At 32.5% G+C, this 14,117-nt stretch carries 15 protein-coding genes and 1 pseudogene; 6 read left to right on the top strand and 10 right to left on the bottom strand.

What is annotated here, in order from left to right:
* Positions 1-154: 154 nt before the first annotated feature.
* Together GMB29_RS12085 and GMB29_RS12080 are read right to left on the bottom strand one after the other, a co-directional pair.
* Positions 155-310 carry a serine kinase gene (locus tag GMB29_RS12085; RefSeq protein WP_136358758.1) on the bottom strand — a complete coding sequence of 52 codons (156 nt, stop codon included), beginning with the start codon at positions 308-310 and terminating at the stop codon, positions 155-157.
* Positions 311-514: 204 nt separating this feature from the next.
* Positions 515-1,375, bottom strand: a complete 861-nt coding sequence (locus GMB29_RS12080; protein WP_136358756.1) for a LysR family transcriptional regulator — start codon at positions 1,373-1,375, stop codon at positions 515-517.
* Between the two features lie 126 nt (positions 1,376-1,501).
* Here GMB29_RS12080 and GMB29_RS12075 point away from each other — a divergent pair, with 126 nt between their 5' ends.
* The gene (locus GMB29_RS12075; protein WP_136358754.1) at positions 1,502-2,680 is read left to right on the top strand and encodes a YbfB/YjiJ family MFS transporter; all 1,179 of its coding nucleotides are present in this window, start codon (positions 1,502-1,504) and stop codon (positions 2,678-2,680) included.
* A gap of 31 nt (positions 2,681-2,711) precedes the next feature.
* Positions 2,712-3,803 (top strand): NAD(P)H-dependent flavin oxidoreductase, encoded by a 1,092-nt coding sequence (locus GMB29_RS12070; protein ID WP_136358752.1) that lies wholly within the window; start codon positions 2,712-2,714, stop codon positions 3,801-3,803.
* 306 nt (positions 3,804-4,109) lie between these two features.
* On the opposite strand, the gene GMB29_RS12065 is transcribed toward GMB29_RS12070, so the two are convergent.
* The 3 genes from GMB29_RS12065 to GMB29_RS12055 are packed head-to-tail and all read right to left on the bottom strand — an operon-like array spanning position 4,110 to position 5,752.
* Positions 4,110-4,733, bottom strand: coding sequence for an FMN-binding negative transcriptional regulator (locus GMB29_RS12065; RefSeq protein ID WP_136358750.1), 624 nt, complete (start codon positions 4,731-4,733; stop codon positions 4,110-4,112).
* A gap of 22 nt (positions 4,734-4,755) precedes the next feature.
* Entirely contained in the window at positions 4,756-5,274 is a 519-nt protein-coding gene (locus GMB29_RS12060; RefSeq protein ID WP_136358748.1) for a spermidine/spermine N(1)-acetyltransferase, read from the bottom strand.
* Positions 5,275-5,299: 25 nt separating this feature from the next.
* On the bottom strand, positions 5,300-5,752 hold the full coding sequence (locus GMB29_RS12055; protein WP_136358746.1) for a MarR family winged helix-turn-helix transcriptional regulator: 453 nt from the start codon (positions 5,750-5,752) through the stop codon (positions 5,300-5,302).
* 143 nt (positions 5,753-5,895) lie between these two features.
* Here GMB29_RS12055 and GMB29_RS12050 point away from each other — a divergent pair.
* Positions 5,896-6,182, top strand: a pseudogene (locus GMB29_RS12050) (YitT family protein); the annotation flags it as partial.
* Between the two features lie 1,218 nt (positions 6,183-7,400).
* Here GMB29_RS12050 and GMB29_RS12045 read toward each other — a convergent pair.
* Positions 7,401-8,435, bottom strand: a complete 1,035-nt coding sequence (locus tag GMB29_RS12045) for a DUF3231 family protein (RefSeq protein ID WP_136358744.1) — start codon at positions 8,433-8,435, stop codon at positions 7,401-7,403.
* 376 nt (positions 8,436-8,811) lie between these two features.
* Between GMB29_RS12045 and GMB29_RS12040 the strand changes: the two genes are divergently transcribed.
* Together GMB29_RS12040 and GMB29_RS12035 are read left to right on the top strand one after the other, a co-directional pair.
* Positions 8,812-9,561 (top strand): HAD family hydrolase, encoded by a 750-nt coding sequence (locus GMB29_RS12040; RefSeq protein ID WP_136358742.1) that lies wholly within the window; start codon positions 8,812-8,814, stop codon positions 9,559-9,561.
* 236 nt (positions 9,562-9,797) lie between these two features.
* Positions 9,798-9,926 (top strand): anti-repressor SinI family protein, encoded by a 129-nt coding sequence (locus tag GMB29_RS12035; protein WP_136358740.1) that lies wholly within the window; start codon positions 9,798-9,800, stop codon positions 9,924-9,926.
* Between the two features lie 305 nt (positions 9,927-10,231).
* Here the strand turns inward: GMB29_RS12035 and GMB29_RS12030 are convergent, their stop codons facing one another.
* The 3 genes from GMB29_RS12030 to GMB29_RS12020 form a co-directional block, all read right to left on the bottom strand.
* Complete coding sequence (locus GMB29_RS12030) at positions 10,232-10,525, bottom strand: DUF4306 domain-containing protein (RefSeq protein ID WP_136358738.1); 294 nt, start codon at positions 10,523-10,525, stop codon at positions 10,232-10,234.
* Positions 10,526-10,532: 7 nt separating this feature from the next.
* On the bottom strand, positions 10,533-10,988 hold the full coding sequence (locus tag GMB29_RS12025; protein ID WP_136358736.1) for a helix-turn-helix transcriptional regulator: 456 nt from the start codon (positions 10,986-10,988) through the stop codon (positions 10,533-10,535).
* 233 nt (positions 10,989-11,221) lie between these two features.
* Positions 11,222-11,848 (bottom strand): nitroreductase family protein, encoded by a 627-nt coding sequence (locus GMB29_RS12020; RefSeq protein WP_136358766.1) that lies wholly within the window; start codon positions 11,846-11,848, stop codon positions 11,222-11,224.
* Positions 11,849-11,970: 122 nt separating this feature from the next.
* On the opposite strand from GMB29_RS12020, the gene GMB29_RS12015 reads away from it, so the two are divergent.
* The gene (locus GMB29_RS12015) at positions 11,971-12,321 is read left to right on the top strand and encodes a winged helix-turn-helix transcriptional regulator (RefSeq protein WP_136358734.1); all 351 of its coding nucleotides are present in this window, start codon (positions 11,971-11,973) and stop codon (positions 12,319-12,321) included.
* 523 nt (positions 12,322-12,844) lie between these two features.
* On the opposite strand, the gene GMB29_RS12010 is transcribed toward GMB29_RS12015, so the two are convergent.
* Positions 12,845-14,053 (bottom strand): cytochrome P450, encoded by a 1,209-nt coding sequence (locus GMB29_RS12010; RefSeq protein ID WP_136358732.1) that lies wholly within the window; start codon positions 14,051-14,053, stop codon positions 12,845-12,847.
* Between the last annotated feature and the right edge of the window lie 64 nt (positions 14,054-14,117).

The following is a 14,117-nucleotide window of genomic DNA, read 5'->3' as shown; positions in this document are numbered from 1 at the left end:
AAGTAGGGGGTGAACTGTTTTGCGGACGGGATCATGGTCCCACGGGCCATACGTTCTACCCCGGCTACAGTAATCATATATCGATATAAAAAATGCTCAACCAGAAATATCTGGCTAACCTTATAATACGAAAGCACCCGTGAATTTTTAAAAATTATAGGTTTTCTTTTTTGTTTCTTACAATGAAAATAGCTCCTAAATTATATCCAATTCCTATTACATGTATAATTATATTACCTGTTTTACCAAAGCTATCATCTGTTAATCCAATTAAAAAACTCCCAAGCAAAATAGCAAAAAATAATTTCAAATTCTTTTCAATCCTCCAAGCCCGACTACAAAATAAATTCTACGTTCTTCTTGAATTAACCTGCTCCGTTGGTGGAACAAGAAAAGCCTTACTCCTTGTTGAAGTAAAGCTACCCGGATAGTTTAATTACAATCCATCACAATCTTTTGATTTAAGACTATTTTTAAACGCTTAAAAATAATCCTCTTATTTAACAATCTAACCTTAATTACCTAACGTATTTATAAATTTAATTAAAGACGAGGGTACATATCTTTCTTTTCTATAAATGAATATTGTTTTAACTTTTCCGTATTGATTCGGAATTGAATGCTGTCTAAGGGTTCCTTCTTGTATATGCTTTGCAACAACACTCAGTGGTAGCATACTTAGTCCAAGTCCAGCAAATACACAGCCAACGATTGCATCCAAGGTACCAAATTCCATTATTTTATTTGGAATTACCCTCTCTTGGTGTAACCATTGTTCAAGCTTTTCCCGATAAGAACATCCAGTCCGAAATACAAGCATTGTCCTTGTTTGAATATCTTTAATAGAAGATATAGGTGGATGTTTTGTATCAGTTATTAGTACCAATTCCTCTTCAAATACTTCCTTTTGAATCAATTCAGGGTGCTTAATAGGTCCGGCTACAAATGCTCCATCAAGATCATATTGAAGAACCCCTTGAATATTTTCTTCCGTAGAACCTGTTTTTAAGGTTAGATCAACTTCGGGAAAGTCTTTATGATACTTTGATAGTACGCTTGGTAATCGAACTGCTGCGGTTGTTTCCATTGAACCAATAATTAACGGACCTCTAGGTGTTTGATCATCAGTCATCATATTTTGAGTTTCTTCGATAAGATCGAAAATTTTTTCTGCATATGTTAACAACAAGCTTCCTTTGGCTGTTAATGCAGTCCCGCGGTTATGTCTATAGAAAAGAGTTGTTTGAAGATCTGATTCCAACTGCTGTATTTTCATTGTGATATTTGACTGTGCATATTGAAGTTCTCTTGCTGCTTGAGAAATACTTCCCATCTTAGCAACAGTCTGAAAAATTTTTAATGTATGCAAATCCATTGTATTCCTCCCCCACCTACCTTTTTGCCATCTAATTATCTGATAGCAACTATCATTATTATATATTATTCAATATATCAAAAAACAGATATTCTTTAAATAGATTAACTTTTTGGAGGTTTTCATTTGAAGAAGCAAACTTATCATTTTTTAATAGGGGGAATGTTGTCTTTAGTCATTGCTATGGGGATTGGAAGATTTGCATATACTCCCATTCTTCCACTTATGCAAAAAGAACTTTCTTTTTCTAATACAATTGCTGGTTATATAGCATCTAGTAATTACGCAGGATATTTGCTTGGGGCAATTTTAGTAGGTTCCTTTCCTTTTAAGAAAAATAGAACCATTTTGTTAAGAATAAGTCTAATCATCACAATTTTATCCACTGCCCTGATGGGTCTCACATACTCTAATTTACTTTGGAATGTACTTCGCTTTCTATCAGGAATTTCTAGTGCTTATGTGTTGGTCATAGCCTCCGGAATTGTGTTAGATAAACTTACTACTATAAGCAAAACCAATTGGTCTGGTTTATTCTATGGTGGAGTAGGTCTTGGAATCTTTTTATCCAGTCTACTTATTCCGGGATTAAACCATTTATTTCGGTGGGAAGGAACTTGGATAGGACTAGCTGTTGTCAGTGGAATCCTTACTTTCTTCGTATGGATCTGGCTAGATGAAAAACCCAACGCTGATGAGGTGAAAACTAAACAAGAAACTTTTACACAAGCCCCCTCCAATAAAGGCCTCTTATTGTTGAACATTGCCTATGGTTTAGAAGGATTAGGTTATATAGTTACAGGAACGTTTATCGTAACTATTGCTGAAAACACCTCATCCTTTCAGAATGGTGCTACCTTAGTTTGGATGATGGTTGGATTGGCTGCAATTCCATCCTGTCTCATCTGGTCTTTCCTTTCTAAAAAATGGGGTTATGTTAATTCATTAGTGTTTGCAATGACTTTGCAAGCCTTTGGTATTGCGATGCCAGCATTATGGGGCTCTCAAACTAGTTTTATTATTAGTGCAATATTGTTTGGAGCTACGTTTATGGGCATCACTACAATTGCTATGACATTGGGACAACAAATGAATCCATCTAATAGTCGTCGTACTATTGGCACACTTACCGCTATTTATGCTATTGGACAGTTAATAGGTCCAATACTTGCTGGAGTCTTAACATCTTTCACTCATAATTTTAATACAGCATTGATAGGAGCAGCTAGTGTCATTTTAATTGGAGCAGGGATCCTTTTATTTGGAATTCAATTTGAGAGAGAATATGACGGATTAATACAATAAAAGAATGTATTCAAATCACGAGGTGAGATTTATGCTAAAGAATGAAATGACAGAACTTTTACAAATTCAGTATCCGATTATACAAGCTCCTATGGCTGGCGGAGTAACAACTTCGAAATTAGTAGCCGAGGTTTCAAATTCTGGAGGTCTAGGAATGATTGGTGCAGGTTATATGACACCTTATCAAATGCGAGAACAAATTAAAGAAATAAAACTGTTAACATCAAACCCCTTTGGTATAAATCTATTTGTTCCCGATAAATATGATGTTATAGAGGATGAAGTAAAATCAGTTAACGAGATATTAAACCCTATTCGTGAGCAACTGAATTTACCTGGAAAAGATAGCTTTGAAATTCCTAATTTTAATTCTGTTTTTGAAACATTTATTGACCAAATAATGGTTGTAATTGAAGAGAAAGTTCCTATTTGTTCCTTTACATTTGGTATTCCTTCTAAGAAAGTAATTGCTGAATTAAAAAAAAATAACATAACTTTGGTGGGAACGGCTACTACTGTTAGAGAAGCAGTTGAAAATGAAAAAGCAGGAATGGATATTGTTGTTGTTCAAGGAAGTGAAGCTGGTGGACATCGTGGGAACTTTATCGATGGGTATCAGGAGAGTTTAGTGGGTTTAATGTCACTTATCCCACAGGTTGTTGACAATGTAAACATTCCTGTTATTTCTGCTGGAGGAATTATGGACGGAAGAGGGTTAATGGCTTCTTTTTGTTTAGGGGCGAAGGGTGTACAAATGGGCACGGCTTTCTTGACTTGTATTGAAAGTGGAGCACATAAGGTACATAAAGAGGCTATACTTAATGCTACCGAAGACAATACTATATTAACTCGTTCATTTTCAGGTAAATGGGCAAGAGGAATAAAAAATAAATTTTTTTTAGAAATGCAGAGGCACGAAAGATTTTTACCAGATTTCCCTGTTCAAAATATACTAACCCAGGATATTAGGAAGACTTCTAGTGCACAAAATAATCAACATTACATTTCACTTTGGTCTGGTCAAAGTACAAGATTAGCCAAATGTCAGACTGTTGAATCATTATTTAAAAATATTATTACAGAAGCTAAAAAAATAAATTTAGATATATTAGGGCCAGAATAACTTATTGCACTTATTTAGATTTCTTTTTTTAATTAATTTCTATAAGTAAAAAGGGTAACCAGATATTTCTGGGTGACCCTACAACTTTTATATGTCTATTGATCGAACTTTTGAGTAACAGTTTGAGTTGTTATACACTTACATTTAGTTTCAATTAAATGCTAGTCTTACTATTTTATAAAAAAACAGAGGGACATTTCGGGTTCCTCTGTTTTTTCCTTATGGAAAAATTATTGATCATTTAAGTACGTTTCTTGACAAACTTCATCTAAGAAAGAAAAAATCTTTAAAAAAGAAACATAATACTTATTTGTCCTTTTTTAACTTCCTCTTCATCAATTGTGCCATTTGTTGAGAATTCAAATCCTTTTCTTCATAGAGTTTATTAATGATGTTATGATAGTCCTCTTCATTACGATTTTGACTTAGTTTATTTGCAGCTTGAATTTCTTGTACTTTAATCTTAAATCCAACAATACCTTTTAGTTGTTTTTCTAAAACTTCAGGAGAAAGCTTATCCCATAAAACTGGATTCTTACGGTGTTTTTCGTATTTTTGCAGCAACATTGTCAGGTCCTGTTTTAACTCTTCTTCGTCCAAAATGCTGGCTGTACCATATACATGTACAGCTTGATAATTCCATGTCGGGACATTTTCCTCTTCATACCAAGAAGAAGAGATATAAGCGTGTGCTCCTTGAAACATAACCAATACATCTTCACAGGTTTCGAATGTTCTCCATTGAGGGTTCCCATAAGCAATATGCCCCGTTATATAGTAAGTATCTCCTTCTTTCATTAACTGCAATGGCAAATGAGTGGCAATTGGTTTCCCTTGTTCTGTTGTGACAATCGTGCCAAAAGAGTTTTTTTGAACAAAATCCCAAATTTCATCAACATTTGTGACCTTAAAATATTTTGGAATATACATAATAATCCACCTTTCAAAAAAGTTATATGAGTGTTTTAGTCATTATAAAGTCCAGTTGTTCTTCATCACCCATATAAAAAGAGTGGGCTCCAGTTTGAACAAACCCCATTTTCTTATAAAAAGCAATAGCATTTTCATTTTTTTCCCATACGCCTAGCCAGATTTTCTTTTTATTACGTTCCAGCGCAATTTCCATAGCTTTATTTAGCAGATATTTACCAAGCCCATGTTTTTGAAATTTGTTCTTTATATAAATCCTCTCGATTTCAAGTGATTTATCACCCATTTCTTCTGACTGAGCATCATTGGTATTGACCTTTAAATATCCAGCGACTTCATTATGAAAATAAACAAAAAAGAATTGCGAAGAAATAGTGGATAATTCGTTTTCTAATTGTTTTAAGTTAAATGCCCTTTCCAAATAGGCATTCATATTTTCGGGTGTATTCTGATGCTTAAATGTCTCATTAAATGTTTCATAACTCACTTCTTGAAGTTTGCGTGAATCTTCAAGGGTACACTTTTTTATATGTATCGTCATTTAAATTTGCCGCTCCTTTATATAATCAATAATTTCTCTTATTTCCCTTTTTTACTAATTCCCAGTCTTTTTCTATATTTTTTCTTACTCTTTGAAGAAGATTTATAATGGTTTCTACTTCTCTTTCGGAAAATACCCCTAATGCAACGATATTGGAATAATCGTTTTCTCTTTTTATAAAAGGATAAACCTTTTTCCCTTTCTCTGATGGAAAGAGTTTTTTAATTTTTTTGTTATGTTTATCTTCTTTCTTTTCAATAAAGCCATTAACTTCAAGTTTTTTTATAGCACGAGCTGCTGTGGTTCGATCTACTTTTATCATCTCAGCTAACTTTTCTTGAATAATTCCTGGGTTTTCACATATTCGCACAAGGTACAAATACTGCCCTTTTGTAAGGTCATATTCTTTAAATTCTATATTACTTATAGAATCTAATGCCCTTGCTATCATTCCAATTTCACGAAGAATTTCCTTCATAATTAACTCCTTAATACATTTTTTTGTTGCAAATGCAATAAAAATGACCTATATTAAATTTAACCTAACTTTGTTGCATTTGCAACAAAAAAATAATGATAAAGATGTCAAGAAACGTGAAATATGTTTTTTAAGTATTAGGAATTTTAATATTAACCCTTGGTATTGTTTCAGTATACAATCAGACCGTTGAACTACACCTTTTGATGCACTTTTTAGTAGTGCTGTCCTTAAATGTGGGGCTTACTGTGGGAAGTTGGGAAATAATAAAAGCTTTAATATTGATATGTTGTCATTCATTTTTAAAAAGACAAAGACCAGAAGTTTTGGGGTTGTTAACAGCATTTATAAACGGTATTGGTATATTGATATGTGGCTTATTTTATTGCACAACTTGATAACACTTGAACTATGGTACAGCAAAGTTTTACTGAAAAAGTATTAGTCCGCATATTAACACACTCGAGTACATCACCAAATTATGATAATGAAAAACCATTCAATATATTTTCCTTGTTCAACTATTTAAAAGTAATAAATATTTATACTCACCTTTGTTATTCTAAAAATAAATATGAGGAACCAACTTGTATAAAATATTCTTATATACTTGCATATTTTCATTAACTTTTTTTATAATCTTGGTGTCTGTAGGACCTCTAAAGATAAAAACTGTTCTATTGATTATTTGTCTTACTATTTTAGTACCATAAATAAGGAAAAAGCTTTATAAAAGTCACTTGTAATAAGAAAAAGTAAAGTAGCTCTCTACTCTTCATTGGCCTTTACATTTTTGTGGCTCTGTCTTGAGGCAACAGATCCTAATATTGATTTTGTTGGCTTATATTTTATATTTTTATCAAGTTTGCTAGGTAATTTTATTTAAGGAATACCTGTATCATTATTTTCTGATTTCATAACAACAAAACTAAAATCTCCCCGTTTCTACGTTTCTGGTATATTACATATTGGAATCGGTTTGCTTACTTACTTTATTGGATTTGGTATATTTATGGTTTTCGCTACTCTCTGTTCATTAATATTTTTTCTTATAGATGGATTTTTAAGAAAAAGAGAGTATTACACTTGAACTAATTTATAGTACGCAAAATGTGTCAAATTAGACATAAAAGAAGCCTTACTTCTTTCGATTTAAAGCTACTCTTTAGGTTAAGTACATTCATTCATAATCTTGCTTTATTTGATAAAGGCTACTATTAAGTGTTATTTTGGTTTTGATTTAAAAAAGAAACCCTGCTAGGCAGAAGCTCCTTTTCTATTTCAATTAAATTATAAATAAAGCCAATCACTAACAATTTTAAAATAACATTCATCTTTTTCTTAGTCCTATTTTTAACAGTATCCCTACGACAACTCTAGGAATTACACATAACATTGGAACCAGACTGTTCCTAATGTTAAGCTAAATAATTGTACTCTCGCAGAATACATAAATCCCACAGTAACTAAGAATGCTGAAAGAACAAATGATAAGAAGGAATAATACTCTTTATTCCCACCTGCATCCTTGTATGCATCCCACATTGCAAAAAAGTACAGACAAGGATAAAACATAAACCAGCGATATTAAGTATGGTCAATGGCTTTTACTATTACAGTAATTAAACCCTAATGAATATGAAAAAAACTATTCAGAAGCTAATTTTGCTCTATTTGCTGCTTTTGGTGCTTGTTCAAACCAGCCTTTCTCAATCATAATTTTTGCTGCATCTTGAACAAAAGCTGCATTTTTCATAAGGGCATTCATATAGATTAGCCCAATATCATGCCTTCCATTTACAGCCATTGCATTTCCAAAGGTTCTAATTTTCATTGTAAACATATCCATCTTATGAAATAGCATTATCTTATCAGAAAAAGGTGAAAAAGTAGATGTTGTAATTAAATCGTCATGAAAAGATGGTGTAGGCAAATTTTCATCATGTAGCTTTTTTATATAGTTTTCAGTATTTTTTGTTGTAATGTCTTTTCCTCTTTCAAACAATTTCCGAATCTTTTCATCCTTTACTACTTGGGAAAACGCCATAATTAGTGCCTTACTCGTTGCATTATTTTCAATTGCATCATAAAGATGGGCGATTTCTAATCCGTGCAGTGGTCGTACATGACCAAAGAAACCATTTAAAAAATCCTGATGAACAAATTCCACCTTTTCAGGAACTGGAATTAATGGTGGCTTGTTGATAAGCCCTTTATTCATTAATATTTCTTTGATTTGCTCCATTAAATCCATAGTAGAATTCAAACAATATCTAAAAAATTCTTTTACATCCTTTCTAAATAAAAGAGGTAATCCAACACTATAAATACTCCCGCCCGCTTTTGCAGTATATTTTAGATAATGGACATAGAATTCATCTTGGAATAAACGAGGAGCACCTAAATTTACATCTTCTTGTGAAAACCCATTGGGAATAGGGAAATTTTCTTTGGTAAAAATTTCGGTAGTTATTTTCAAGAATTCTTCGCTTAATTTTAATGAATTTTCTAATAAAGTTTTAATATCCATATCCTCAACGTGTTGGAGATAATAGCTTAAAATGCATTTTGCCATACTGTTTCCCATGTATGTTGCCCAAAGTTTACCCATTTCTGCGGATGTTAATTTTTCTGTAGTGTTAGTTTTATTGGAGCCTAATTTAATCGGTTTAATTGTTTGCATGGTAACTTCCTTCATTTTATTTTTTGCTTAGTATTTTCCTCTTTCGAAATTTACATTCTGAATTTAAACTTTCCAAAAAAAGATTAAATTGTCCTCATGATTAATTTAATTAGAGAACATGCAAAAAAGTGGGATTAATAAAAATAATAAAGGGGAAAAAGAGCATCCTATATGTTCTTTTTTCCCTTTTATTAAACTTCCTTATTAAAGCAAAGCACGCTATTGTAAAAAAACAATGCATATTATCTTAAATATATATAAGTCAGCAATTTAGAATACTTTTACCATCCTTGGCCAAAACTTAACTTCTTGTAATAATAACTTAGCCAATGCGGGATAATACTTAGTGCTTAAAATACACGAAAAGGAGGATAAAATGGAAAAACAAAACATTTTATTTAACCTCGACGATACATTATCATACTGTAATAGATATTTTAACCAAGTGATAGATGAGTTCGCTGACCAAATGATCACATGGTTTGACTCCATAACAAAGGAAGAAATAAAACAGAAACAACTTCAAATTGATGTTGAAGCGATTAGTCAACACGGTCTAGTATCAGAACGGTTTCCAGAGTCATTTGTAGGATCTTATAAATACTTTTGCGACTTAACAGGAAAGGAAATGAAAAAAGACGAAATCCAATATTTAAGAGAGTTGGGGTTTAAGGTATTCGAAATTCCCGTTGAACCAATTCCATATATGAATGAAACACTGCAACGTTTAAAAGAAGAGGGACATGAATTATATTTACACACAGGGGGAGATGAAGCTAATCAACGAAAGAAAATTGCCCAGTTAGAACTCACTACATATTTTGAACATCGTATTTTCATTTCGGAACATAAAGATACGACAGCTCTTTCGGATATATTAAAAACAATTAATGCCGACCCTAAAGTAACATGGATGGTTGGAAATTCATTAAGAACTGATATTGTGCCAGCACTTGAAATGAATATCCATGCCATATATATTCCAGCTGAAAATGAATGGCAATATAACCTTGTTAAAGTTAACGTTGAGCATAGTAGTGCTTTTTTGACAATAAATTCACTTCAAGAAGTACCTGATGTCATTTATAAACATACCCAGGAGCAAATAATGTCAACTTATAGATAGTACATTAAATCTCTGTATTAAAAAAAGATAACGATATAAATGGACCTTTTAGTGCCAATATTTTTGGCGCTTTTTTAATGAATAGTTTTAAATGTAGCTTTTCATCAATACCATTTTTTGAAAATCCAACGAAAAATATAAAAATATTTGTCGAATGAAAATCGTTGATATTCACTTTAATACATCCCATAATTTACCTTAAAGAAGTATATTACATACATGTTTAAGGAGTTAATATGAATCAAAAATCAGATGAAATTATACTAGATAAAGAGTGGGAAGAATTGATACTATCTGCTTTAGAGATAGGCATAACAATTGAGGAAATAAGAGATTTCTTCAATAAATATCCTAGCCCTAAATAAGGGTTTTTTATTTTGTTTCACTTTTATAGCGAACTGTGTCAAACATTACTTCACTTTATAAAAAAACATTCTTAATTTTTGTGCCAATTTTACTAGAGGCTAGATAATACATTTATTTGACCTCTTGGGCATAAATATTTGTTTCCCTACGTCGCTTTTTGTGTCAAATGCGACACATTAAAAAGATCACTTCTTATTGAAGTAAAGCACCATTACGTATTATAAGGTCAGCCAGAAATTTTTTTTAGTTGACCATTTTTAGTTGAATAAGAAAATCCAACGCTATCTGGTTAGTGCAAGATAATTTACATTGCTTTTGGGTTAATACGCAACTTCTTACTTATCCAAGAAATAATGATTCCTATTAAAATTAAAAAAGATAAAATACAAACAATACTAATGACTGGTTGGTATTTAAACGCATAAAAGTATTTATCAATTTCATAAATTTGTTGAGGTTTTATGGAATTTTCAGGAGTAAAAACGATATGTTCTTTCCAGTCTTCTTCAATCATCATGTACGAACCTGTCCAAGAAGTTGAAAAAAAACTGAATACACATACAGGCAGTAGCAAGATAAAAACAATTAATCTTTTCAAACTTTACTCACTCCTCACTATACATCTCATTTAGACGCATTAAAGCCTCTTGCTGATCAAATGAACTAAACCATCTATATTGCTGTTCATCAATAATCCGATAATGCTTGCTAACTAAATTTTGTTGCAAACGAAAACTTCCTTTTTTATCAATTTCTTTCCACCAGATTCTACCTCCCATTGTCTTATCCTTTGGTTTATCTATCCCATTGTGAGCAATAGTCTCAATAACTTCGAGAGGTTCATCTCCTAAAACCGATTGTAAAACCTCACTGTCTCTAAATAAGGAACATAAGACTACTGAATTTGACCAACCTGCTAACATTCTTCCCTTTTCTATCTGAACAAGAGTTTTTTTTGAAATTCCTAAGATATCAGCCATCTTTTCTTGAGAATACCTTTTTTCTAATCGAATTAATCGTATTTTTGCCGATATAATGTCTATCACTTTCTCTTTATTGATAAAAACACCCCATCATTTACCATTTGACTTATTTAGTGTAATTTTACACCTTTATGGAAATTTCAACAAGAATTTTTTTCCAAATAAAAATACAACCATTTAGGTTGTATTCTAATTACTCAATATCATTACTTTCTTAAACTTTTGCTGCCTGTTACTTGAATAAGAAAAAAGCGACCATCTTTTTTGAAGAATCGCCACCGTTTGTTGAAGAACAAAGCAACAAAACGTCACTAAATTATTTCGTTTCTATACATTACCTTATTTACATGATGCCTTACGGTTTGATGACCGGGTTTCGTACCTTTACCAATAGCTAAAAGCATTACATCTAAATACCTTTCAGAAATATTTAAGATTTCTTTTAATTTCTTAGAATCATAGCCTGACATCGTAATTGTTTCAAAACCTGCTTCATTTGCTAACAAAATTAATGACATTGACGCAAGACTTACATCTCTAGTTAATTCTAGCTTTAGATCTTCATTGGATTTATTTTCATAATAATTAATTGCAGCATTCGCTAGATAATCTCTTAGTGATTCATCAAAAAATCCCGCTTGAAACCCTTCTTCATGTATCTCAATAATATTCTTTTTATCAAATGCTTGAAAATCCCCCAACATCACAATTAACGTTGATGCTTCTACCACTTGTTGTTGATTAAAAGCGATAGGGAGCAATAAATTTCTTAAGTCTGGATCATCAATTATTAAATAACGAGTTGCTTGAATATTATTACCATTAGGTGACTTACTTGCACTTTCAATTAATGAGGTTAGAATTTCTGAACTTATTTTATAACTAGAATCATAATGTCTAACTGAACGTCTTTTTTCCAACAAATTTTTTACACTCATTTTATCAACTCCGAAATTTTTATTTATTGCTCCTTTCATTATAGTAAGTAATAATAAATGAGAAAATAACGCACAAAAATGTGGGTTAGCCACTTTAAGGTGCCTATTGGGAGGGATTGATCATGGTTACGTATAATACAGGAATCAATATTTTTATGAATATTGCAGGTGGAAAATGGAAATGTTTAATCCTTTTTTACTTGAGTCAAAAATCAGTAAGAACAAAAGAGTTTTACGAATTAATACCTGGAATTACACAAAAAGTCTTAACAGATCAATTGAAACAGTTAGAAAGAGATGGACTTGTTCGAAGAGAAGTATTTAATGAGGTTCCACCAAAAGTAGAATATAGCTTAACAGAGCTAGGAAGATCGTTTGTTCCAGTATTAAACACAATGTGTGAATGGGGTAATAAGTATGCAAGGATAAAAGGCATAGATAAAGATCGACAGATACAGTGTGAATATGAGTAACCCTATAACTTCCCTCTTATGATTTTGTGGAAAATAATATAAATGACTTATTTTACAGGTATCCAACATGTATATCATATACAAAGCTAGTAAACTATTAACTCTTACAAAAAGTACACGTTGTGAAACCTAGTATCGCTCTAAGAGCTTCGCAATGGCCATTTTTATCGTTGATGTTGATGCACGTTTTTGTCTATCTTTGATCAAGTAATATTTTGGCTTCTTATGAAGCCTGGCAGTTACATATGTTTGGTGGCTTCTTCGCTTTTGACCACCTTCTATCATTTTCGTTAATGTTAGGTCACCAAACTCCCCTAAAGATAATTAACATTTTTGTTCTCTCGAATCTTGAAGAGGGAGTCTTACTGCCCGTTGAGAATGGGATAAATGCTAAAAGCAGTGTGATTTCAATTGTGAAATCCACTGCTTTTATATTTGTTTTTCTATACTTTTTCTTATGAGGGTGTCCACTGTCAAAGACTTGTGACAGTCACCCACAACTCGATATTCTTTCTCTCCTCATTCAGTCAAATGTAATGTGAAGTTCAGATAACGATCTAAATCCAATCAGTTTTCTCCATTGCAAGTCAGATGCAGCTAATTGAAGGTTGTCTTTCCAAGCTAGTAGTGATTTAATCGCAATTTGAGCTTCTAGTCGTGCGAGTGGGGCCCCTAAACAAAAATGTGAGCCATATCCAAATGCAAGATGGGGATTCGGGTCCCTCATTATGTCAAATAAATGGGCATCTTGAAATTTATTTGGATCACGATTTGCAGCACCCAGCAGAATATATACTTGATTACCTTTTTTAATCGTTGTTTGATTGATCTTTATATCCTCCGAAGCAATCCGAGCAGTCATTTGTGTTGGACTTTCAAAGCGTAGAAACTCCTCAACCGCCCCTTCAATCAGAAAGGATTTTTCCTTTAGCTCCATTAATTGCTGTGGATGATTCAATAAGGTAAGGATTGAATTGCTAATAAGATTAACGGTTGTCTCATGACCAGCAATTACAAGTAAAATGCAAGTTGCGATTACTTCCTCGTCAGTTAACCTATCCCCAATCTGTTCCGCTTTTATTAACAAGCTGATAAGATCTTCTTCAGGGCTGTTTTTCCGTTTTTTAATCAGTCCTTTAAAATAGTCCCTTAAGATGATTGTCATTTCATTTCCATTGTCTAACGTCGTTCTCGAACGAGTAAAATCAATGGTTTGAATTAAGTCTGCCGACCATTTTTTAAATTGATATCGCTCTTCTTGTGGCACTCCTATTATTTTCGCAATAATGAGACTAGCTAAAGGAAACGCGAAGTCTGAAACGACATCCATTGATTTCTTATGTTGAAACTGGTGAAGCAAATCATTTACTGTTTCGTGGATAAAAGGTCGTAGATACTCTACCATTCTCGGTGTAAATACGTTACTAACCATGAAACGTAATCGCTTATGGTCGGGCTGATTTTTAAAAAGCATCATGTCATGTTGTATGTTTTTTAGGCACTCATATTTTTTTGATGTCTGTGGTAACGGGATGCGATTTTGAAATCGAGTATCTTTAAGAATCGTTATTGCCTCATCATATCCAGTTACGTACCAGCCTGGATTTTTCACCAAATTCCCCCAACAAATCGAGTGTATGGATCGAAGCTCTTCATAAAATGGATAAGGGTTTTGAAAAAACTCAGTAGATATAAGTGAATGCGAAATGGTTTGATTGACATCTGTTTTCATGTCATCCTCCTTTAAATGATCAAGATGGTTGTACAGGGATGGATACCTCACATCTTTGTACAAC

This window comes from Metabacillus sediminilitoris (assembly GCF_009720625.1).
GTDB classification, from domain to species: Bacteria; Bacillota; Bacilli; order Bacillales; family Bacillaceae; genus Metabacillus; species Metabacillus sediminilitoris.
The sequence above is the reverse complement of the archived record's forward strand: the minus strand, read 5'-3'. Positions and strand labels throughout refer to the sequence as shown.

Excerpts from the sequence above, each read along its gene's own strand:
- GMB29_RS12080 (WP_136358756.1), bottom strand. The coding sequence starts at position 1,375 with ATGGATTTGCATACATTAAAAATTTTTCAGACTGTTGCTAAGATGGGA.
- GMB29_RS12070 (WP_136358752.1), top strand. The coding sequence starts at position 2,712 with ATGCTAAAGAATGAAATGACAGAACTTTTACAAATTCAGTATCCGATT.
- GMB29_RS12065 (WP_136358750.1), bottom strand. The coding sequence starts at position 4,733 with ATGTATATTCCAAAATATTTTAAGGTCACAAATGTTGATGAAATTTGG.
- GMB29_RS12060 (WP_136358748.1), bottom strand. The coding sequence starts at position 5,274 with ATGACGATACATATAAAAAAGTGTACCCTTGAAGATTCACGCAAACTT.
- GMB29_RS12055 (WP_136358746.1), bottom strand. The coding sequence starts at position 5,752 with ATGAAGGAAATTCTTCGTGAAATTGGAATGATAGCAAGGGCATTAGAT.
- GMB29_RS12045 (WP_136358744.1), bottom strand. The coding sequence starts at position 8,435 with ATGCAAACAATTAAACCGATTAAATTAGGCTCCAATAAAACTAACACT.
- GMB29_RS12040 (WP_136358742.1), top strand. The coding sequence starts at position 8,812 with ATGGAAAAACAAAACATTTTATTTAACCTCGACGATACATTATCATAC.
- GMB29_RS12035 (WP_136358740.1), top strand. The coding sequence starts at position 9,798 with ATGAATCAAAAATCAGATGAAATTATACTAGATAAAGAGTGGGAAGAA.
- GMB29_RS12020 (WP_136358766.1), bottom strand. The coding sequence starts at position 11,848 with ATGAGTGTAAAAAATTTGTTGGAAAAAAGACGTTCAGTTAGACATTAT.
- GMB29_RS12015 (WP_136358734.1), top strand. The coding sequence starts at position 11,971 with ATGGTTACGTATAATACAGGAATCAATATTTTTATGAATATTGCAGGT.
- GMB29_RS12010 (WP_136358732.1), bottom strand. The coding sequence starts at position 14,053 with ATGAAAACAGATGTCAATCAAACCATTTCGCATTCACTTATATCTACT.